Raw genomic sequence first — 23075 nt, forward strand, 5'->3', positions numbered from 1 at the left:
TAGCGCAAATTGGGTGTCAAATTCAGCGGGGGAAAAGAAAGGGCAGCGTGGGGGAACAACTGCCCATCTCGGTTAAGGCATCAGACCAATAAAGGTCGTTTTCTTGCGCGGGCCGGTCATCAAACCCTCTAGTTCTTCAACACACCGGAGGTAATGAGGCGTTTTCTTATGCGCCGCGACGGCGGCTTCATCAACATAGGCTTCATAGATATAAAAGCGTGTTGGGATCGATTCATCCTGCAAAACATCAAAGCGTAAATTCCCCGGCTCCAGGATAGATCCCTGATGATTAGCGCGGAAAACCTCAATAAATTGCTCAACTTTGTCTTCTTTTACATTAATTTCGACGAGGGTGACATGCATAGCGTTCTCCTTATCACAGAAGGTCTCCTTGTCATAGCGGGTCAATCAACGGTCAGTTGACTCAGCCTTTTTCATGTAAAAACAGCTTATATGCCGTTTCTGCATTCTCATTTTTATGCACCACGGCATGAACCGCTTTCAACATGGCAATCGGGGCTTCTGATTGGAAGATATTGCGCCCCATATCCACCCCAGATGCGCCTTGATCAATGGCTTGATAACACATTTCCAGCGCATCCCTTTCAGGGAGTTTTTTACCGCCAGCAATCACGATGGGTACCGGACAACCGGCAGCAATACGTTCAAAACCACTGTCGACATAATAGGTTTTGATCACCTGAGCCCCCATTTCTGCCGCGATACGGGTCGCCAGTGAGAAGTAACGCTGATCGCGCGCCATATCTTTACCTACGCCAGTCACCGCCATAGTTGGCATACCGTAGCGAACACCCTGATCGACCAACTGGATGATATTCTTAATAGATTGATGCTCGTGTTCGGTACCGATATAGACCTGGGCCGCGACGGCGCAGGAGTTGAGCCGCAGGGCATCTTCCATCGCGACCGCCACCGCCTCGTTGGATAAATCAGTCAGAATTGAGTTTGCCCCCGATGCGCGCAGTACCACCGGGCGATTGGCTGCAGCGGGCACGATGCTACGCAAAATACCACGGGTACACATTAAGACATCGGCATATTCAAACAGCGGGGCGATGTTGATATCAATTCGCTCCAAACCGGTGGTCGGCCCCTGAAAATAGCCGTGGTCAAATGCCAGCATTACCGTGCGGTTGGTTTTCGGATTAAAAATCCGCGCCAGACGCGATTGCATCCCCCAATCCAGCGAACCGCAGCCTTTAAGTGTAAATGCAGGATTCTGCTGTGGTACGCCAATACCGAAATCTTTACCGTCTTTGATATCGTCTAAATCAGCCATCTGTCATAACTCCCTTAGGTCTGTTCAAGCCCGCCAGTGAGACGGGCCGCCGAGATTAGAAATCGTATTTATCGATGTTTTCTTTGGTGAAGATGACCCGCTGTGGCAGTAACACAATGCCGCTGCCTTTAGCTTCATGGTCATAGCCCTGAACACTGTTTGGTGCGACTTCGACCACGCCTATGTTCGGGATATCAATTTTATCGCCGACATTCAGGTCGCCTTTTTTCAGCATTTCATTAGCGACATAGACTGAGATCTTGCCTTGGTTAACCACATCCCACAGGCCGAACTCTTTGACCGTGCCGCGCTCAACATAGGGGCGCATCACATTCGGGGTGCTGAAACCGACGATAGCCACATTGTCGCGTTTGAGGTTTTCCGCTGCCTGTGCCGCAGCGGGCAGGGCGTTGGCATCCGGGGCAATAATCGCATCGAGATCGCTATAAGCTTTCAGGATACCTTCAGCGGTTTGCAGTGATTTAGTCGCGTCGTTATAGCCAAATTGGGTAGTGACAATTTCCCAGTCGGGGTGCTCTTGCTGGATTTTTTTCTTCGCTTCATTCACCCATTGGTTCTGGTCGGTCACCGTCGGGCTGGAATAGAAGAACGCCACTTTGGCTTTGTCTTTTTTCACCTGATTTGCTGCCATATCGACCAGCATTGACCCCAATTGATTCGGGGTTCCCTGGTTGATATACACCGAGCGGCATTCAGGTTTGGTGTCAGAGTCCCACGTCAGAATTTTGACGCCCCGCTGCATAGCACGTTTCAGTGCCGGGCACAGGCCATCAGGCGAAACCGCAGAGACCACAATGGCGTTATAGCCCTGATTGACGAAGTTATTGATTAACTGCACCTGGCCGGAAACACTTGGCTCGGTCGGGCCATCATAGGTGACATCCACACCCAGCTCTTTACCGGCATCGACGGCACCTTTACCACCGCTGGTGAAGAAGCCAACCCCGACCAATTTAGGGATAAATGCGATGCGTTCCGCCGCTTGCACGGCATTTATAGAGCTAAAAGTGATACAGGCAAATCCGAGGGCACAAACCAGCGCCAGTTTTTTTAATCTTGGTGTTTTCATGGCTATCTCCGATATGGGTAGAGAGGTGTTGGCAATTTTTTATAAAAAAGAGCAGGTTAAACCACGGTATTTCTGCGACGTTGCAGCCATTCATAAATCAAATGCCGGTGCAGGCTGATGGAACGCCCGACCACCACCAGAATCAGTAAGGCACCAGACAGCGCGCTGGATATCTGGTTTGGTGTACCAATCATTTGCAGGCCTTGTTGCAAGTAACCCACCAGTAGAACTGCCAGAGCCGTACCGAGAATGGAGCCGGAGCCACCATAAATATTGGCCCCTCCCAATACTACGGCGGTGATTGCGGGCATCAGGAATGATGCTCCTAAGTCAGATCGTGCCGAGCCAAAGTAAGAAACCAGCAGGACGGCGGCAATGGCGGAGGCCATGCCGGTCAAGGCGTACAAGAGGCATAAGGTGCGGGCGACGGGCAGGGCGCTGTATCGTGCCACTCGGCTGTTTTGCCCGATAAGAAAGACGTTACGGCCACTGTGGGTGCGGTGCATCAGCAACCAGAACAGCAACACGCAGACCATAAAAATCACCAGCGGCACCGGCAGGCCGAAGAGGGTTTGGTTGGCAAAATCGGTAAAAGCGGTTGGGAAGCCACCAATTCCTTCATAACCGGTTGCGCCGGAAATGCCGGATAACAACAGCGCACTGCCGCCAAACAGGTACATGGTGCCGAGGGTGATGACCAGCGGGTTGACGCCGGTATACAGAATTAGCCCGGCATTAATCAGCCCGCACAGCGCGCCAACCAGCAGGGTCAGCGGGATGGCGATGCTCATTGGTACGCCCGCCTGAAACATCACTCCAAGGAATATTGAGCACAATCCAATGGTGGAGCCAAATGAGATATCGATACCACCACTGACAATCACCATTGTTAACGGCAGAGCAACGATACCGATGCAGATAAAATCACTGGTGCTGAACAGCAGTACATTGATATCCAACATGCGCGAGTTGGATAAACCAAACAGGCCGATCTCTAGCACCAACAGTGCAGCCAGAGCCAGCTCCCATCCATAACGCTTATGAATATTCATCGCGCCACCTCTTTCTTAGTGAATGACTTGCCATTAGGCGCTTTGCTATCAGGTGTCTTTGACGGGGCGGCGGATTTTTTATCACTCGCTACCGGACGAGTTGTAAAGCGGGCATATTTCTGCTGGCGGATATTGCGCTCGACGGCGCAACGCAGCCGGCCATCGAACACCAGTACACCCAGCAATACCAAGCCAGCGATAAAGTCATTCCACCACGCCGGTAGGCGCAGCAGCACCAGCACGCTGTCGATTTGTGTCAGTAAATAAGCCCCGAGAATCGCTCCGATAATAGTGCCGGTGCCGCCGAGCAGGCTGATCCCACCGAGTACACAAGCGGCAATGGCTTTCATTTCCAGGCCGCTGCCGGTCTGATTGGGGATAAAACCAATTTGTGAGGCAAAGACTATCCCGGCCAGAGCCGCCATCACGCCATTCATGGAGAAAGCAAAAATACGGATGCTATCAGTGCGAATTCCCAATTGGCGTGCACCCTGCAAGTTATCACCGGTGGCATAGAAGCTGCGGCCAAAGGCGGTTTTACCCAGCAGCAAGGCCATGGCGACAATCAGCAACATAATCAGCCAGCCAATGGGCGAGATAGAAAACAGAATTGGCGTTGATAAACTTTTCAGATCCGCTGGTAATCCTTCGATCCATTTGCCACCGGTCAGCAACAGCATCAGGCCGCGATACAACCCCAGCGTACCGAGTGTGGCGACAATTGCCGGAATGCGCAGCCAGGTCACCAGAATGCCATTAAAGAAGCCCGCCCCCATGCCAACCAATAGCGCAAACAGGCAGGATAGTGCCAGCCCGAAACCGGCATTAAGCGCCATGCCGACCGTCACCGCACATAAGCCGGTGATCGAACCAACAGAAACGTCAATATTGCGGGTTAGCATCACCATAGTGGCGCCGATCGCCAGCAGGATCAGGATCTGCGCGCTGCTAAAGATCATGGTAAAAGTTTGCAAATTGAAGTAATTACGGTCGATCACGCCGAGCAGGGCAAATAAGGCGAGGATCGCCAGCAGGGCGGTGCCTTCGCGGTTGTTTTGAATAAATTTCAACATGATGCACCCTCATTTTCGGCAGACTGATGGGCGTCGGTATGATGTTCACCGAAGGCCAGATGCATAATAGTGTCGACATTCATGGCACTGCCCTCCAGCGCGCCACTGATTTCCCCCTGGTGCATGACCAACACGCGATCCGCCATTTGCACCACTTCTTCCAGATCAGATGAGATAAAAATGATCGCCACATGCTGAGCCGCAATGCTGCGGATCAATTGATAAATATCGCTGCGGGCAGATACATCGACGCCACGGGTCGGTTCATCAATAATCAGTAGTAGCGGGTTGGCCTCCAGACACTTGGCAATCAGCAGCTTTTGTTGATTACCACCGGATAAGGTGCGAACCGGCTGTTCGAGGTGACTAAATTTGATGTTTAACGCGCGGCGATAGCGCTCTAAAATGGCGGCTTCCTGTGCCGGATGAGTCCATATCCCCTGGTTACCTTGGGTGAGCGAACAGACATTCCAGCTCAATGGGGCATCGAGATAGAGGCCGGAGGCCTGCCGGTCTTCTGGCAAATAAACCAGGCCGGTAGCCAGTCGATTGACGGTTTTCATCGTGGTGATGTCGCTCTCTTCCAACATGACTTTGCCCCCGCTGACGGGCCGCAAACCATAGAGCGTTTCGGCTAATTCTGTTCTGCCAGCGCCAACCACTCCCGCCAGGCCAAGAATTTCACCGGCGCGTACCTCAAAAGAGATATGAGCAAAACCTTCGCCACTCAGGTCGCACACTTGTATCACCGGTTGATTGGACTGCGCCCGGGCCTGAGAGCGGCGATTGCCCGGCAACTCTAGCCATAACTTCTGGGTATCCGTTAGCTCACTGTTTTTGGCTTGTGGGGTAATTGCCTGAATAATGGTGTCGGTTGAGAAGTCGTGAGTGACCCCACTCAGCGCGATTCCGCCATCGCGCATCACACTGACCCAATCCGCCAGTTGACGAATTTCCGGGAGTTTGTGGGAGATAAACACCACCCCAACCCCTTGTTGTAATAACATTTTTATTTGGCTGAATAAGCGATTGGTTTCCGCTGGTGTTAGCGAGGCGGTGGGTTCATCAAGAATCAAAATTCGGGAATCACGCATTAGGCCGCGCATGATCTCGACTAATTGTTGGTCAGCAACATCCAGCGAACCAGCATTGACTGCCAAATCCAGGTGGCAGCCTAAACTTTGCAGCAGCTGTGTCATTTTCTTTTTGTCTGCTTGATGTTTTGGCAAGCGGAATAGAATATTTTCCTGAACCGACAAATTAGCAAATAGCATTGGCTCCTGCGGCACCAGATAAATACCTAGCTGGTGGGCCTTGGCAGGAGTGAGGTTAAGGCAGGGTTGCCCATCTATTTCAATAGTGCCGCTGTCGGGGGGGAGCACTCCGGCAATGATCTTCATCAGCGTTGATTTACCTGCCCCGTTGCCTCCCAATAGCGCGTGGACCTGACCCGGTTGCAGAGTAAAGTCGATACTTTTCAATACCACTACGCCGGAAAACTGTTTGCTGATGCCGCGCACTTGAAGCAGCGGTGGCGGTGAGGCTTTAGTGTGCGGCATTATCGTCCCCGTAATGAACAAAAATAATTTAAAATTAAAAGTGTTCAAAAAAGATAGCTGTATAATCCCATTAGTGGCGTAATCAAGATCACAATTCTGTGAATAAAAAAATTTAAATTAAAATATGTTCAAATGTGTGGTTTAAGCTGTTAGCGTAGTTATCTATTAAGATTTAACATTCATGACGTACACATTTGAGTCGATAAGTGGTTTGCATCGATAAGCAGTGAGAAGAGAACAGCCGGTAATGATGAAAGAAAAATCAGTAACAAAAGAAAAACCTATGTTGTCCAACGATGAATACAAATATCCGGGTAATAGCATGAGTGAAGAGGAACTGCTCGCTCGCATTGCGTGGTTTTATTATCACGATGGCTTAACACAAGGGGATATTGGCGAACTGCTGGGGCTGACCAGATTGAAGGTCTCCAGATTGCTGGAGAAAGGCCGTCAGTCTGGGGTTATCCGGGTACAGATTAATTCGCGCTATGAGGGTTGTCTGGAACTGGAAAATGCGCTGCAACAGCATTTCGGCCTGAAGCATATCCGCATTTTACCTTCTTTAGCTGATCTTAGTATCAGCAGCCGGTTGGGTATTGGCGCAGCACATCTATTGATGGCATTGATACAACCGCAGCAGCTATTGGCGGTTGGTTTTGGTGAAACCACTATGTGTGCTTTGCAGCATTTAAGTGGCTTTATTGCCTCGCAGCAGGTGCGCCTGGTGACTCTTTCCGGTGGTGTAGGTTCTTATATGACTGGGATTGGGCAGCTTGATGCGGCCTGTCAGGTCAGCATTATTCCTGCGCCGTTGCGGGCTTCCAGTGCCAAAGTTGCTGAAACATTCCGCCAGGAAAACAGTGTGCGCGATGTGATGCTGGCGGCGTGTGCGGCTGATGTTGCGGTGGTGGGGATTGGTTCGGTCAATCAACAAAAAGAAGCCACTATTTTGCGCTCTGGCTATATCAGCGAAGGTGAACAACTGATGTTTAGCCGCAAAGGCGCGGTCGGCGATATCCTCGGTTACTTTATGCAGGCCGATGGCGCGCTGGCAGCAGATATGCAAATTCACCAGGAATTAATCGGTATTTCACTGGCAGATTTGAAAAACATTCCTACGGTGATTGGTGTGGCGGGCGGGGTGGAGAAATCTGAAGCCATTGTAGCTGCGCTAAAAGGCAAGTATGTGAATGCGCTAGTGACTGATGAGTTGACGGCGCGGTCTATTATTAAACTGATTTAATTGACTATTTTTACAAGATTTAATTTATGGCAGTAGAGGACGGATTTATACACGAATTTATATAAAAACACATTGAAGCTGAGGATCGAACAATGAATCAACTCTCATCGGCTGAATATCTGATGGCTTTGGATGCAGGCACCGGCAGTGTCCGGGCGGTAATATTTGATCTTAATGGAAATCAGATAGCAGCCGGACAGGCTGAATGGCTACATTTGCCAGTACCTGATGTCCCTGGGTCGATGGAGTTTGATTTAACCACCAACTGGAAGCTGACCTGTCAATGCATCCGTCAGGCGTTGCATCAGGCCAACTTGCCAGCCAGTGCTATCCGCGCGGTTGCAGCCTGCTCAATGCGCGAGGGGATTGTGCTCTATGACCGCAGCGGTAAACCTATTTGGGCTTGTGCTAACGTGGATGCCCGAGCCAGCCGTGAAGTCAGTGAATTGAAAGAGTTGCACAATAATGGCTTTGAACTTGAAGTCTATCAGTGCTCCGGTCAAACACTGGCTTTAAGTGCGATGCCTCGATTATTGTGGCTGGCGCATTACCGCCCTGACATTTATCGTCAGGCCGGGACATTAACCATGATAAGCGACTGGTTGGCGAATATGCTCAGTGGCGAGCTGGCGGTAGACCCCTCCAATGCGGGCACGACCGGAATGCTGGATTTAGTCACGCGCAACTGGCAGCCGAACTTGCTGGAAATGGCCGGGCTACGCGCTGATATCTTATCGCCAGTCAAAGAAACCGGTACTTTGCTCGGGCATGTCACGGCAGAGGCCGCACAAGAGTGTGGTTTGTTGGCTGGAACGCCAGTAGTGATGGGCGGCGGTGACGTACAACTCGGCTGCTTAGGGTTAGGAGTGGTACAACCGGGGCAGACAGCGGTGTTGGGGGGCACTTTCTGGCAACAGGTGGTTAACTTACCCAAACCGATTACTGATCCCAATATGAATACACGCATTAACCCTCACGTCATTCCCGGCATGGTGCAAGCAGAATCCATCAGCTTCTTTACCGGCCTGACCATGCGCTGGTTCCGTGATGCATTCTGTGCCGAAGAGAAATTACTCGCCCAGCGGTTAGGGATTGATACTTATAGTTTGCTGGAAGATATGGCGGCGCGGGTGCCTGCTGGTGCTTACGGAGTGATGCCCATTTTCTCTGATGTTATGCGCTTTAAATCCTGGTATCACGCCGCACCTTCCTTTATTAACCTGTCGCTCGACCCTGAAAAATGCAACAAAGCCACTTTATTCCGTGCGTTGGAAGAGAACGCAGCAATCGTTTCGGCCTGTAACTTGGCACAAATTGCGGAATTCTCCGGTGTCAAAGCCTCGTCAGTGGTATTTGCCGGCGGCGGTTCAAAAGGCAAACTATGGAGTCAGATTCTGGCGGATGTGACGGGTATTCCGGTCCGTGTACCGGTAGTAAAAGAGGCCACCGCTTTAGGCTGTGCGATTGCAGCAGGTGTCGGGGTCGGGCTATATGAAGCACTCGATAAAACCGGAGAGCGGCTGGTGCGCTGGGAGCGAGAATACCAGCCCAATATTGAACATAAAGCGCTATATCAAGCAGCCAAAACCAACTGGCAAGCAGTGTATACCGATCAGTTGACGTTAGTAGACAGTGGGCTGACGACTTCTTTATGGAAAGCCCCCGGCCTTTAAAATTGACTGCTAATTGACTATCTTACTTGCCATTTTGAACGTGAGCAGTGCTCGCCGCCGTCACGTACTACGTGTACGCTCCGTTGGCTGTGCGCTGGTCGCGTCCAAACTGCCTGCGCCGATGACGTCAATTGGTTATATTGTTTGATAAGGGCAGACAGCCCAAATGTGAAACGGCGGGGAAACATGCCGTTGGGGTCGTAGTAACCGTCTTGCTTGTCAACCCGTCGCACACGATCAAATAAAGAATTGCCATGCAGTGAACACTTGGATAGCATTATTGCCCCTCTTTCGTTGCCGATGATGGCGCATCCTATGATGAATACATCAAATAAGACAGAATCACCTGCCGGGCAACTTTCTGCTCCTGCTCGCGTCAGTGCCGTTAATTTACCGGCCATACTGCGAGAGAAAGACAATGTTAAACGCATTTTGGTTATTAAATTACGCCATTTCGGCGATGTTCTTCTCACCACGCCTTTACTCAACACGTTAAAAGCCAACTATCCAGAGGCCAAAATCGATGTGCTGCTGTATGGTGGAACGCAAGATATGCTGCGGGAGAACAAAACGGTTAATCATGCATTTATTGTCGACCGCGGCCTAAAACATGCGGGCTTAACAGCCCAAATCAGCGGCGAAAAAGTGTTATTTAATGCATTGAAAGAGCACCATTATGATCTGATCCTCAATTTATCTGATCAATGGCGAGCCGCCGCTTATTGCCGTTTATTAAAACCGGGTTTCAGCATCGGTTTCCATTACCCAAAACGCGATACCTGGTTATGGCGCTACTGCCACTCCACCTTAGTCGATATCCCCAATGCCGCCGAACGGCACACGGTTCTCAATAATTTGGATATCCTCGCGCCGTTGCAACTGACGAATATCAGCACTGACGTCACCATGGCTTATGGCCCGCACGATATTGAGCGAGTAAAACAACTGTGCCAGCAACGTAATATTGCGGATTACATCCTGATTCAACCTTCTGCGCGCTGGAAGTTTAAAACCTGGGCCAGTGAATCATTCAGTCAACTGATAAACCACCTCACCGAACAAGGCGAAACAGTGCTGTTAACCGGCGGTAAAGACAACGCAGAACTGGACTATATCGCTGACATTATTGCTGGTTGCGCGCAGCCCGAAAAAGTTATTAATTTATCCGGCCTTTTGGCACTGCCGGAACTGGCGGTTTTGATAGATAACGCTAAGTTATTTATTGGTGTAGATTCCGTGGCAATGCATATGGCGGCTGCATTACAAACCCCCGCAGTGGTGCTCTTTGGCCCCAGTAATCTTAATCAATGGCACCCATGGCAGGCTCCGCACACCCTATTATGGGCGGGTCATTACCGCACATTGCCACATCCTAACGAGATAGATACTGACACTACGGATCGCTATTTGAACGCTATCCCTGTCGATGATGTCATAGATGCCGTTGACGCCTGGCGTATTCAAAGCCAGTAGTATGCTAATAATGGGCTTGTGACAGCCAATTTTGAGTCTTCCAACCAGCTTAAGCTGAGAGAATTATGATAACTCCATCGACTTCCTCGCCGGGCATATCCCCGGCTAACCCGCGTGGTGAAATGCTAAACAGTATCGCGGCATTACTGTTAGGTATCGCTTTACCCACCTCCAATCCTCTTATTAATATATCGCTGGTGTTAATTCTTATCAGCTTGATCATTAATCGTAAATCTCTGCCATTAAAACCCTTGCTGACCAACCCATTAGTCTATTTGCCCGCCGCCATGTTTGCGCTGTTAGCACTGTCATTATTGTTCCATCACAACAGCTACGGTCCGGAGATGGTGAGTAAAGATAAGAAATTTCTTTATGTCTTGCCGCTGGCATTGTTCTTTATTAACCAACCGCAGCGGGTGAAACTGTTTTGCCTGGGCTTCTTACTCGCCAATGCGGTGGCGTTGGTTGGGACGCTGGCTGTCGGGGTGTTACATATCCCCATTGGCCAGGTGGATCCAACAAACCCAACCATCTTTAAACTACAAATTACCCAAAACTTCTTTATGGCATTGGCAGCCATGTTATGGCTGATGCTCGCTGTCAAAAGTCCAGGCTGGAAACGCTGGGGCTACGGTTTGCTGGTGGTAGCAGCTTGTTACAGCATCCTATTCTTGGTATTGGGCCGCACCGGGTATGTGGCTCTGGTTGTTGGGTTAGGGGTATGGCTATTCTTCTCGCTAGGCAGTCGCCAACGCTGGCTCTTGGTGCTGTTGGGGGCCATTGCATTTGCGGCACTGCTGCTGATACCCAATAAAGCGACTCAGCGGATCACTCAAGGTGTGGATGAGATTAAAGTCTGCATGGCGGCCTCTGCGGATAACGTCAATGATGCATGCTCAACGTCAATGGGGCAGCGTTCTGCCTTTGCCATCGAGGCGGTTCGATTAATTAAGGAAGCGCCTATTCTGGGCCACGGTGCTGGCGGTTTTTATTATGAGAACCCGGAAATTAACTACAAGATAAACAACCCACATAATCAATATCTGTTGGAAACTATCCAATCCGGTGTTGTTGGTTTGATTATCTTTCTGGCATGGATTGTCTGTTGTTACCGTGTTATTTGGCAACAAACACCCGCGCTACGTAATGTCTTGCTGGCGGTATTGACCAGCTATATGGCGTGTAACTTCTTTAATTCATTCTTGCTGGACTCATCTGAAGGCCATCTATTTATGATTTTCGTTGCCATTCTGGCAGGGTATTCTGTGACAGGTTCTCAGCCGCGTTTGGATCAGCGGAAGACAACGTAGCGGTCACTTTGAGTGAACATCAGCGATAACGGATTAAGTCAACGGCTCCCAATGGGAGCCGTTTTTCATGGTGCTACCGTCGTTATCTTGGATTAGCTAATGATAATAGAGACTTTGAAATTAAAGATATTCTTTAATAAAACCGCGAAGATGTTTATTCAAATAGAGGGGTATTTAATGAAATGTGAGTTTTACAAACGTAATTAACCAGTTTTATTTACGTCATCTTATATAGAAAGGGAATAATGAGCTTTTGTGTGGGTGAATTCCTACATTATTATCATCGATATACTCTTTCTATTTGTCAGATATTTCAACATGAAACATCAATCTTTCTAATGTCACTATTAAGAAACCTCGCTATTTTCTTTATTTAAATTAACCAGTTACCGCAGTGTTTTATATCGAATTTCTTTATTTATTAAAAACAAAACACCAGATATTTATTTCTGCATGGTGTTAGATCCCTGTGGTTTCCGTTAGGAAAAATGTAAAAATTCAAAATTAACTTTTTAGTAACAACTGTTAATGAAATCTAAATGAATCCTAAATAAAACCAAAATAATGATTATCCTATTGCCAGTTTTATTGATTTTTTTGATAGGAATGACTACCGCGGTGGCTATAAGAAAGGTATATCACTTTATTTTATAAAAACTAAAACACCCGCTATAAAACTGGCAATTTTGGTGGAGGGGGATCGTAATTTAAAAGGCTGTTATAACGTTTGAAATGAAAAGCCAGAGAAAATTTTTCTAAGAAATGGCCTATTTTTTCACATAAAGAGTGTTGCTGTAACACATTGTATTTAAAGGTGTTTTTAATTTAATTTTCAATGGGTAATCATTAAGTCTAGACCATAAAATTATCGAGTGCAACATGGTATAAATTCTATTCTTTCTCGCGTAATTGAACCAGCGTATCTACTGGAATCATCTTAAATGACACATATAAAGAAAACAGATTTCTATGCTAATGCAGTGGCTTTTATTTAGTGAATTAAACTGGAGAGTTTTCCTCTGAATATGAAAAATGATGATTTAGATCACTATTGGAAAATTTTGATGTATGTAATAATTTTTGCAACAATTTACATATTGTAAGATTTGGTCTACTTTCCGGACATTATGCAATAGTTTTAAAGGAAGCTATGATAACTATGTATTTATATCGCTAAGTGGGTCCAGGTGAATCTGTTTGTGGGGATAAACAGAATTTACATTTAACTTAATTTATCCAACGTCATTGAGAACATCATGGCCAATTCATCTACGAATAAATTATCTTTACCGGCCCTAACTTCTTTAGTGGTCGGCTCAATGATCGGTGCCGGTATATTCTCATTACCCGCAACGTTCGGCAGGGCAACGGGTGGTTTTGGTGCACTCATTGCCTGGTGTATTGCTGGTGGTGGGATGTTAATGCTGGCTTTTGTTTTTCAAACATTAGCTCAGCGTAAACCTAATCTGGATTCCGGTGTATTCATATACGCAAAAGAGGGATTTGGTGATTATCTTGGTTTTGCATCTGCATTAGGTTTTTGGGCCGGTACCTGTATTGGTAACGTTTCTTACTTTGTCCTGATCAAATCAACATTAGGGGCGTTCTTCCCTATCTTTGGTGACGGTAATACCATTCCAGCGGTATTAGTGGCCTCCGTTATTCTATGGGGATTCCACATCCTGATATTGCGGGGGGTTAAAGAGGCTGCGGCGATTAATACCATTGCCACCTTCGCAAAAATAATTCCCATCTTCATCTTCGTCATCGTACTGATTTTTGCTTTTAAAGGTGATGTGTTCGCACTGAACTTCTGGGGCACGCCAGATGTCGTTAAGAGTGTCGATTTATCCCACCTGAATGACTACGGCTATGTTGGCCATGCGGCAGCTGTCATGCCGGTGGTAGCTGAGCCTGAGTCTTTATTCTCTCAAGTTCGTAGCACCATGTTGGTGACAGTATTTGTGTTCCTGGGGATTGAAGGCGCGAGTGTGTATTCGCGTTACGCCAAAGAACGTAGCCATGTCGGTATTGCCACGGTTCTGGGCTTTATTGGTGTGCTGTGCTTGTTGGTGCTGATAACCATGTTGTCTTACGGTGTGCTGCTGCGACCCGATCTTGCTGCATTACGTCAGCCATCAATGGCTGGGGTTCTGGAAGCCATAGTCGGGCGCTGGGGAGCCATCTTCATCAGTGTGGGTTTGATTATCTCAGTATTGGGTGCGTATTTGTCTTGGTCACTGTTGGCAGCAGAAGTGCTGTTCTCGGCGGCGAAGAGTAAAAGCATGCCAAAAATATTTGGTACCGAAAACAGCAATGCAGTGCCTTCAGCGGCGGTGTGGCTGACCAATATCTTTATTCAAGTGTTCTTAATTCTGACACTGTTTACTGATTATGCTTTCCAACTGGCCTTAGAGTTAACCAGCTCATTAACCCTGATCCCTTATCTGTTGGTGGGCGCTTACGGACTAAAACTTGCCTGGACGGGTGAAACTTACGAAACCAATGCACGTGGTCACAGAAAAGATCTCATCTTTGCTCTTATTGCCACTTTCTATTCCGCACTGATGATCTATGCCGGTGGTCTGAAATACTTGCTGCTGTCGGCCATCATTTACGGTCCAGGTACGATTTTGTATCTGATTGCCAAACGTGAGCAGCATCAGAAAGCGTTTAATACCTACGAAAGAATCCTGTTTATCGTTCTTATTGTGGCTGCGGTTGCTGCGATTTATAGCATTGCCACCGGAATCATCACCATATAATTTATTGGAGTTCTTATGTCAGATAAAGCTAAGAAAACTCACGCCAAAGCCAAATTTGGTGTTCACTCTGAAGTCGGACAGTTGCACAAAGTTATGGTCTGCGCACCAGGGCGCGCCCATAACCGCCTGACCCCCAGTAATTGTGATGAATTATTATTTGATGATGTTCTGTGGGTTGAAAGAGCCAAACGAGACCATTTTGATTTTATGACCAAAATGCGTGAACGTGGTGTTGATGTGGTGGAAATGCATAATCTGCTAGCCGAAACCGTAGCTATTCCTGCGGCCAAAAAGTGGATTCTGGATCAACAAATTGTACCAAATGAAGTGTCACTGGGTATTTTGCAAGAAACCCGCAATTATCTGGAAAGCCTGGAGCCACGTTTGTTAGCTGAAGTGCTGATTGGCGGTTTATCTACTACTGAACTCCATAAAGATGGCAAATGTGACAAAGAAGAGTTGAAGCTGATCCGCGAGGCGGTTGGCATCACGGAATATCTGCTGCCGCCGCTGCCCAATACCCTTTACACCCGCGATACCACTTGCTGGATTTATGGCGGCGTAACGCTGAATCCGCTGTATTGGCCAGCACGTCATGAAGAAACCATTCTGACCACGGCTATCTATAAATTCCATCCGGACTTTGGCGACGCCAATGTGAAGGTGTGGTGGGGCGACCCAACGCAGCATCACGGTAGCGCGACATTAGAAGGTGGCGATGTGATGCCAATTGGCAACAAAACCGTGCTCATCGGTATGAGTGAGCGCACCTCTCATCAGGCTATTACTCAGTTAGCTCAGTCACTGTTTAAAAACAGTGAAGGACAAGTTGAACGCGTGATGATTGCCGCTATGCCAAAATTGCGTGCTGCCATGCATCTGGATACCGTGTTCACTTTCTGCGACCGCGATGTGGTTACCCTTTATCCGGCGATTGTTAATCAGATTCAAACCTTCTCATTGCGCCCAGATAATGGCCCAACTGGCATTAAATTAAGCCGCGACAAAGGCACATTTGTTGAAGCGGTGGCCGGTGCATTGAACCTAAAAAAACTGCGGGTGGTTGAGACTGAAGGTAATGATTACGACACCGAGCGCCAACAGTGGGACAGCGGTAATAACATGGTTGCGCTTTCACCAGGGGTGGTGCTGGCTTACGACCGTAATACCAAAACCAACACCCAACTACGTAAAGAAGGGGTGGAAGTGATTGAGATTGTCGGTAGTGAGTTAGGTCGTGGACGTGGCGGCGGTCATTGTATGACTTGTCCTATCATCCGGGATGCCGTTGATTACTAATTCCCTTCGGCCTTGAAGCCACAGGGTTGTTAGCCGCGCGCACTTACTCGAATCACTTACTGGTCGTTGGCATTAAAATAAGTAAGTTCATCGGGATGCGTTTGCTGGCTGCCTACCTGTGGCTCCAATGACTTTGGGAACACCCTTCGGCCTTGAAGCCACAGGGTTGTTAGCTGCCGCCTACTACAACTCGAATTATTTAGGGATAGCGCGGTTGCTCTTAAAAAAATAGCTGATAGTGAGTAGCAGAGTAGCGCTATTTCGCTATTGGCTATTTGTCCGTTAACTTATCTTTATTTTTCACGCAAATAACACTACCCATTTCAGTGCTAATTGTGCTGATCTACTTTTAGGGATATTTACAGGGGGATTATTAATCACACTTTTAAAAAAACTGGTGCGTCATATGTCACAGAAAAATGGCGCAGAAAACAGATACAACAGTGTGAATAACTAATCTGCAATAACTTTGAAAATCTGACTCAACGAGATCTTATAGTGAAGATAAAAACAGTCGTTACCTTGCTATTAACGTTTCTTCTCGCTGCTTGCGACAGAACTCCCCCAGAAGTCGTGGAAAGTGTCCGTCCGGTAAAAATATTTATCGTGGAAGACAGTGGACAAAATGGGACTCGTTATTTCCCTGCGCGACTACAAGCGGGTGATGAAACTCAACTCTCCTTTAAACGTAGCGGGCAACTACAACAACTGCTGGTTCGTGAAGGTGAGCAAGTGAAAAAAGGTCAGGTAATTGCCAAGTTGAATGATACTGATCTGACTCTGCGCGTTAGGGATCGTCAGTCCACCTTTAATCTGGCACGAGATCAGTTTAATCGTTTCAATACCTTGCAAGGTCAAAGGGCTGTCTCACGCGCTGAGTTAGATGTTCGCCGCGCCGAGATGGAATCTGCTCGCGCAGCATTGGAAATTGCACAAAAAGAACTCAGTGATGCCACGATTACCGCCCCGTTCGATGGCATTATCGCCAATGTTAATGCGCGAAACCATCAGGTCATGGCCCCAGGCCAGCCGGTGGCAACTCTAAGCGCATTGGATACACTGGATGTCGTTTTCAGTGTGCCAGAACGCCTGTTTACCACCCTCGATATCAGCAACCGCAACTACAAGCCAACGGTATTACTTAATCATCTGCCGGGGCGCGAATTTGTTGCTGAATATAAAGAACATACCACCTCAACAACCTCAGCGTCCCAGACTTTCCAAGTGACACTCACCATGAAGCGCCCACCAGATATGCCATTACTTTCTGGTATCAGTGGCCGGGTCAGAATCAACTCTGGCAATTTGTCTGGTACTGACCATCCGACTATTGTAGTCCCCGTCGAAGCGGTATTTAACCCTGACAGTGCCCAGTTGAATGATGCGCGTGTTTGGGTCATTAAGAATGATGATGGCCAGATGCACGTTGAAGAACGCAACGTGCAAGTGGGTCAGTTGACAGCGAACGGCATTCAAATCACTTCTGGATTGGCAGATGGTGAGCAAATTGTCGCAGCTGGCACTGGTGAGCTTCGCCCTAATCAAGTTGTTCGGGCTTGGGTACGTGAGCGGGGTCTCTAATGAAGCTGCTTGATAATTATATCAATAATAGTACCCGTATCTGGCTAACGATTCTGTTGCTGGGTGTTGGGGGTATTATTGCCTATCTCAATATAGGCAGGTTGGAAGATCCGGCCTTTACCATCAAAACGGCAGTCGTTGTCACCCGCTATGATGGCGCGTCGGCACAACAGGTTGAAGAAGAAGTCACGTTACCGCTGGAGAATGCCATTCAGGAACTCTCTTATGTCGATGATGTCACCTCCATTTCCAGTGCGGGCTTATCGCAAATTACTATTAATATTCGTGCGCAATATGGGGCGAATGAGTTACCGCAAATCTGGGATGAATTGCGGCGTAAGATAAATGATAACAGTGTGCGGTTACCACCGGGTGCCAGTGCGCCGATGGTCAACGACGACTTCGGCGATGTGTATGGTTTCTTCTTCTCACTCACCGGTGATGGCTACAGTAATCAGGATTTACGCAACTTTGCCGAGCAATTACGGCGTGAGTTGGTACTGGTGCCGGGGGTCGGTAAAGTGGGGATTGTCGGTATCTTGCCTGAAGAAGTTCAGGTGGAGATTTCTCGCGCCCAGATGACCGCCGCAGGTATTACACCACAACAGTTATCCGACTTACTTGCTCGTCAGAATGTGGTGTCCGATGCCGGCCAACTACAGGTGGGTAGTGAGTCGATTCGCTTGCACCCAACCGGAGAATTCCAGAGTGTGCAAGAGCTGGGGAACTTACTGGTCAGCCAACCCGGTAGCCCAAAAAGCGTTTACTTACGTGACATCGCGACAGTGACACAAGGTTTTGGTCATTCACCTACCAATATTTACCGCGCTAACGGTAAGCCTGCATTGGCGCTGGGGATCTCATTCGCCCCGAACGTCAACGTGGTGAATGTGGGTAATGCGATTAAAGCTCGGCTGGCGCAGTTGGAAGGTGAACGCCCGTCAGGCATGCATATCAATGTGTTTTATGATCAGTCCCATGAAGTTGAGGGGGCGGTCAACGGCTTTATTCTTAACTTCCTGCTGGCACTGCTCATTGTTGTTGTCACGCTACTTATCTTTATGGGGGTACGCAGCGGTGTGGTGATTGCCATCTCGCTGGCACTGAACGTACTTGGCACTTTGCTCATTATGTGGCTGTTTAATATCGAGCTACAGCGAGTGTCGCTAGGGGCGCTAATTATCGCGCTAAGTATGTTGGTGGATAACGCCATTGTAGTGGTGGAAGGGATTGTGGTGGGCCGCCAGCGCGGCGAAAGTCTCTCTACGGCGATCGGCAATGTCGTGAAGCGCTCGATGATGCCGCTGTTAGGCGCGACAGTGATTGCCATTTTGGCCTTTGCCCCGATTGGCCTGTCCAACGATGCAACTGGTGAATATTGTAAATCGCTATTCCAAGTGTTGTTAATCTCGCTGATGTTGAGCTGGATTACCGCACTGACGTTGACACCGGTGTTTTCTAAGTGGGCATTTCAGAACCAAAAGCCTGCGAAGGTGGATGAGGATAAACCGGCTAAGCAACCTTATGATGGCTGGTTGTTCCGCTATTATCGGGTGGTATTGAATAAATTACTGCAATACCGAGCGGTCACTTTGGTGCTGTTGGCGGCGATGTTAGTGGCATCGGTAGTGGGTTTTGGTAACGTTCGCCAGAGCTTCTTCCCACCGTCTAACACACCTATCTTCTTTGTTGATATTTGGCTGCCGTATGGCACAGATATCGGTTATACCGAAGGAGTGGCGGATAAGGTTGAGCAGTACATCAAGCAGCAAAAAGGGGTGGCTGACACCATGGCGACAATCGGTCAGGGCGCGATGCGCTTTATGCTGACTTATAACGCCCAGCGTCATTATCCTAACTATGCGCAGGTGATGGTTCGAACCGAGCAGCTAGACCAAATACCGGGTTTGATTGATGAAATTGAAGCCTACATGCATGACGAATACCCGCAAGTTGATGCGCAGATAAAACGTATCATGTTCGGGCCGTCAAACAACAGCTCGATTGAAGCCCGCTTTATTGGCCCTGATCCCGAGGTGCTGCGTTCTTTGGCCGCTCAGGCGGAAAAAGCGATCATTGCCGATCCGATGGCTGATGGTGCAAGGCATGACTGGCAAGATCGTAGCAAAATGATCCGACCTCAATTCTCTGATTATCTGGGCCGCGAGCTGGGTGTGGATAAACGCGAGGTTGATGGCACCTTGCGCATGAGCTTTGGTGGCTTGCCGGTTGGCTTATACCGTGATGGGACGCGCCTGATGCCGATTGTGTTGCGCACACCGGATTCCGAGCGGCTCAATGCTGAACGACTCAATGATGTGATGGTCTGGAGTCAGGCACGCCAGGCCTTTATCCCGATCGATAACGTCGTGACCAGTTTTGAGACCGAGTGGGAAGATCCCCTCATCATGCGGCTGGATCGCAAACGGACATTGACGGTGCAAACTGATCCAACTCAGCAAGGGGGCGAAACCTCAGCTGAGTTATTACAGCGCATCAAGCCAGGGGTTGAGTCTATTCAATTGCCGCGCGGCTATGAACTTGAATGGGGCGGTGACTACGAAAGTACCAAAGAAGCACAACGGGGTATTTTCATCAGTTTGCCGATAGCATTCCTGATTATGTTTGTGGTGACCGTCTTGATGTTTAGCTCTGTGCGTAACGCGCTGGCTATCTGGCTGACGGTGCCATTAGCACTGATTGGTGTGACTGTGGGCTTCTTGCTCACCGGTATTCCATTTGGTTTTATGGCCTTACTGGGGCTATTGAGTCTGAGTGGGATGTTGATACGTAACGGCATTGTGCTGGTGGAAGAAATTGGCCTCCAGCGGCAGGAAAAACCGCTGCGTGATGCCATTATTGATGCTTCCACTGCGCGTTTGCGCCCTATCATGTTAACTGCATTTACCACGGTCTTGGGGCTGGCCCCGCTGCTCAGCGATGCTTTCTTCCAGAGTATGGCGGTGGTGATTATGTTCGGTCTGGGCTTTGCAACCGTACTGACCCTACTGGTGTTGCCAGTGATATATAGCTGTATGAATCCGGAACCAAAAGAAAAGGCGCATGATGAGCCTGTTAGTGAATAACTGAGAGCCTCGTGTCTGAAATAACTTAAACAGCTCCATTCTTGGGGCTGTTTTTTTGTCTTATATCAAACGATATTGATTCATCTTGATGCTCATAAAGCATTCTGTGCACTACCTCTCTTCCTGCCCCTCACCCTTCACTCATTCGTTTCACTATGAAACATCATTAACCTAACACAGTTTCATTTTGGAACGTTTTAACTGTCGATTCTCAGCCTGTTTTTTGCGCTTATAGTGGTTCCAGTTTCATCAAATTGACCCTAAAAAAAGATTCATTCTTACGTTCTCTCTTACGCTATAGGAGCAAGGTATGCTGAAAGTCATTCAATCTCCGTCTAAATATATTCAAGGTGCCAATGCACTACAATCCATTGGTGAATTTGCTAAGTTACTGGCTAATAACTACTTTATTATTGCTGATGATTTTGTGATGAAGCTAACGGCGGATGCTGTTGGTACCAGCCTGCAAGGCAGTGAGCTGGAAAATCATTTTAGCCGCTTTAACGGTGAATGTTCCCGCCACGAAATTGAGCGCTTAACAGTTGAACTGAAAAAACATAAATGTAATGGAGTGATTGGTATCGGTGGCGGTAAAACCCTCGATACAGCTAAAGCGATTGCTCACTATCAACATATCCCAGTGATTGTGGTACCGACTATCGCTTCTACCGATGCGCCAACCAGTGCTCTGTCAGTGATTTATACCGAACAGGGTGAGTTCGCCGAATATCTGATTTATCCAAAAAACCCAGACATCGTGCTGATGGACACTGCGATTATTGCCAAAGCGCCGGTACGTTTGCTTATCTCCGGTATGGGCGATGCGCTTTCTACTTACTTTGAAGCTCAGGCCTGTTTTGATGCCAAGGCCATCAGTATGGCGGGCGGTGCATCGACATTAGCCGCCGTCACTCTGGCTCGTTTGTGTTACGAAACCCTGTTGGCAGAAGGCTACAAAGCCAAACTGGCTGTCGAAGCAGGGGTTGTTACCGAAGCCGTGGAGCGCATCATCGAAGCCAATACTTATCTTAGTGGTATTGGTTTTGAAAGTAGTGGCCTGGCGGCAGCTCACGCCATTCATAATGGCTTCACTGTATTAGAAGAGTGTCATCACCTGTACCACGGTGAAAAAGTCGCTTTCGGCACCCTGACACAGCTGGTGTTACAGAATAGCAGTATGGAAGAGATCGAAACTGTACTCTCATTCTGCCAACAATTAGGTTTACCAATCACATTGGCCGAAATGGGTGTTTCACAGGATATCGAACGCAAAATTCGCGCGGTAGCTGAGGCCAGCTGTGCTGAGGGTGAAACTATTCACAATATGCCGTTTGCCGTCACAGCAGACAGTGTGTATGCCGCTATTATTGTGGCTGACCGTTTAGGCCAGGCTTTCCTCAATTAAGTGATTCGACAGACAAGTTAACTGACTGAGTATGCCGGTGTCCCTCATCATCGGCTGCTCTCTTTCCCAGGCATTCCCGTTCGCGGAGCATAAAATGAAAAAATTAATTAACAGCGTTGAGAGTGTATTGCAGGAACAAATTAAGGGGCTGGTAGAGGCCCATCCTGAGCTGAAATTGCATCAGGAACCCGTTTTTGTCACCCGCAGAGATGCGCCAGTGAAAGGAAAAGTCGCGCTGATGTCAGGTGGTGGCAGTGGCCATGAACCTATGCATTGTGGGTTTATCGGGGAAGGCATGTTGGATGGGGCTTGCCCTGGTGAGATTTTTACTTCACCCACCCCAGACCAAATGTATGAATGCGGTCAAGCCATAGATGGTGGCGAAGGCGTTCTGATGCTGATTAAAAACTACACTGGCGACATTCTTAATTTTGAAACGGCGGCAGAACTGCTGCATGGCGATGGTACCGCAGTGGCAACACTGGTGATTGACGACGATGTCGCCGTGAAAGACAGCTTGTATACCGCTGGGCGGCGGGGTGTAGCCAGCACCGTTATTATTGAAAAGTTACTCGGTGCGGCTGCGGTTCGTGGTGATTCATTGGATGAATGCGTAGCACTCGGCCAGAAAATCAACAATCAAGGGCATTCTATTGGTATCGCGCTGGGGGCTTGTACTGTGCCAGCCGCGGGTAAACCGTCCTTTACCTTGGCTGAAAACGAGATGGAATTTGGCGTAGGGATCCACGGTGAGCCCGGCATTGAGCGGCGGCCATTTACCTCGTTGAATGATACGGTGGATGCGATGTTCGATACCTTGATTGAACACGGTCACTATAAGCGCAAACTGCGTCATTGGGACAGACAAGCCGGCGACTGGTGCGAAACAGAACAAAGTAAGCAGCCACTGGCGAAAGGCGATCGAGTCATTGCTCTGGTCAATAACTTGGGGGCGACACCTCTGTCAGAATTGTATGGTGTCTGGCATCGTTTGGCCGCTTGCTGCGCTGAATTCGGTTTGACCGTCGAGCGCAAACTGATCGGCTCTTATTGCACCTCACTGGATATGCAGGGTATGTCCATCACACTGTTGAAAGTTGATGATGAGCTGTTGTCACTGTGGGATGCGCCGGTCAATACCCCTGCGCTGGTTAAAAAATAATGCA

16 protein-coding genes and 1 pseudogene are annotated in these 23075 nt (G+C 48.5%); 11 read left to right on the forward strand and 6 right to left on the reverse strand.

Annotated elements, in window-relative coordinates; translation table 11 throughout:
- Nucleotides 1-72: 72 nt before the first annotated feature.
- From lsrG to lsrA, 6 genes are all read right to left on the reverse strand, one after another.
- Entirely contained in the window at nucleotides 73-363 is a 291-nt protein-coding gene (gene lsrG / locus QSV56_RS12890; RefSeq protein WP_019084046.1) for a (4S)-4-hydroxy-5-phosphonooxypentane-2,3-dione isomerase, read from the reverse strand.
- A gap of 61 nt (nucleotides 364-424) precedes the next feature.
- A complete protein-coding gene (lsrF, locus tag QSV56_RS12895) occupies nucleotides 425-1300 on the reverse strand; it encodes a 3-hydroxy-5-phosphonooxypentane-2,4-dione thiolase (protein WP_019080627.1) in 876 nt (291 codons plus the stop codon).
- Nucleotides 1301-1355: 55 nt separating this feature from the next.
- Nucleotides 1356-2390: an autoinducer 2 ABC transporter substrate-binding protein LsrB gene (lsrB, locus tag QSV56_RS12900; RefSeq protein WP_050131149.1), complete on the reverse strand. Its 1035-nt coding sequence runs from the start codon at nucleotides 2388-2390 to the stop codon at nucleotides 1356-1358.
- 56 nt (nucleotides 2391-2446) lie between these two features.
- Nucleotides 2447-3436: an autoinducer 2 ABC transporter permease LsrD gene (gene lsrD, locus QSV56_RS12905; RefSeq protein WP_272480972.1), complete on the reverse strand. Its 990-nt coding sequence runs from the start codon at nucleotides 3434-3436 to the stop codon at nucleotides 2447-2449.
- A gap of 2 nt (nucleotides 3437-3438) precedes the next feature.
- Nucleotides 3439-4515: an autoinducer 2 ABC transporter permease LsrC gene (gene lsrC, locus QSV56_RS12910; protein ID WP_046695479.1), complete on the reverse strand. Its 1077-nt coding sequence runs from the start codon at nucleotides 4513-4515 to the stop codon at nucleotides 3439-3441.
- Nucleotides 4509-6074 (reverse strand): autoinducer 2 ABC transporter ATP-binding protein LsrA, encoded by a 1566-nt coding sequence (gene lsrA / locus QSV56_RS12915; protein WP_046051645.1) that lies wholly within the window; start codon nucleotides 6072-6074, stop codon nucleotides 4509-4511. The genes lsrC and lsrA overlap by 7 nt, the downstream gene beginning before the upstream one ends.
- A gap of 247 nt (nucleotides 6075-6321) precedes the next feature.
- Between lsrA and lsrR the strand changes: the two genes are divergently transcribed.
- From lsrR to dhaK, 11 genes and pseudogenes are all read left to right on the forward strand, one after another.
- Nucleotides 6322-7317, forward strand: a complete 996-nt coding sequence (lsrR, locus tag QSV56_RS12920; protein WP_172654237.1) for a transcriptional regulator LsrR — start codon at nucleotides 6322-6324, stop codon at nucleotides 7315-7317.
- Between the two features lie 92 nt (nucleotides 7318-7409).
- Nucleotides 7410-8990, forward strand: a complete 1581-nt coding sequence (lsrK, locus tag QSV56_RS12925) for an autoinducer-2 kinase (protein ID WP_019080621.1) — start codon at nucleotides 7410-7412, stop codon at nucleotides 8988-8990.
- A gap of 315 nt (nucleotides 8991-9305) precedes the next feature.
- Nucleotides 9306-10463, forward strand: coding sequence for a putative lipopolysaccharide heptosyltransferase III (gene rfaQ, locus QSV56_RS12930; protein ID WP_046695478.1), 1158 nt, complete (start codon nucleotides 9306-9308; stop codon nucleotides 10461-10463).
- Between the two features lie 65 nt (nucleotides 10464-10528).
- Nucleotides 10529-11773: an O-antigen polysaccharide ligase WaaL-ps gene (gene waaL-ps, locus QSV56_RS12935; RefSeq protein WP_046051643.1), complete on the forward strand. Its 1245-nt coding sequence runs from the start codon at nucleotides 10529-10531 to the stop codon at nucleotides 11771-11773.
- Between the two features lie 1256 nt (nucleotides 11774-13029).
- Nucleotides 13030-14538 (forward strand): amino acid permease, encoded by a 1509-nt coding sequence (locus QSV56_RS12940; protein WP_005159143.1) that lies wholly within the window; start codon nucleotides 13030-13032, stop codon nucleotides 14536-14538.
- Between the two features lie 15 nt (nucleotides 14539-14553).
- A complete protein-coding gene (arcA, locus tag QSV56_RS12945; RefSeq protein WP_019080617.1) occupies nucleotides 14554-15837 on the forward strand; it encodes an arginine deiminase in 1284 nt (427 codons plus the stop codon).
- A 266-nt stretch (nucleotides 15838-16103) separates the two neighbouring features.
- Nucleotides 16104-16294: pseudogene (locus QSV56_RS12950) on the forward strand (LapA family protein).
- A gap of 41 nt (nucleotides 16295-16335) precedes the next feature.
- On the forward strand, nucleotides 16336-17418 hold the full coding sequence (locus tag QSV56_RS12955; RefSeq protein ID WP_076706788.1) for an efflux RND transporter periplasmic adaptor subunit: 1083 nt from the start codon (nucleotides 16336-16338) through the stop codon (nucleotides 17416-17418).
- The gene (locus tag QSV56_RS12960) at nucleotides 17418-20504 is read left to right on the forward strand and encodes an efflux RND transporter permease subunit (protein WP_050321788.1); all 3087 of its coding nucleotides are present in this window, start codon (nucleotides 17418-17420) and stop codon (nucleotides 20502-20504) included. Before QSV56_RS12955 ends, QSV56_RS12960 begins: the two co-directional genes overlap by 1 nt.
- 310 nt (nucleotides 20505-20814) lie before the next feature.
- On the forward strand, nucleotides 20815-21909 hold the full coding sequence (locus QSV56_RS12965) for a glycerol dehydrogenase (protein WP_011815496.1): 1095 nt from the start codon (nucleotides 20815-20817) through the stop codon (nucleotides 21907-21909).
- 94 nt (nucleotides 21910-22003) lie between these two features.
- Nucleotides 22004-23071, forward strand: a complete 1068-nt coding sequence (dhaK, locus tag QSV56_RS12970; protein WP_050334883.1) for a dihydroxyacetone kinase subunit DhaK — start codon at nucleotides 22004-22006, stop codon at nucleotides 23069-23071.
- The last annotated feature ends 4 nt before the right edge of the window (nucleotides 23072-23075 follow it).

Source organism: Yersinia sp. 22-579, assembly GCF_030433455.1.
In the GTDB taxonomy this organism is placed as follows: Bacteria; Pseudomonadota; Gammaproteobacteria; order Enterobacterales; family Enterobacteriaceae; genus Yersinia; species Yersinia enterocolitica.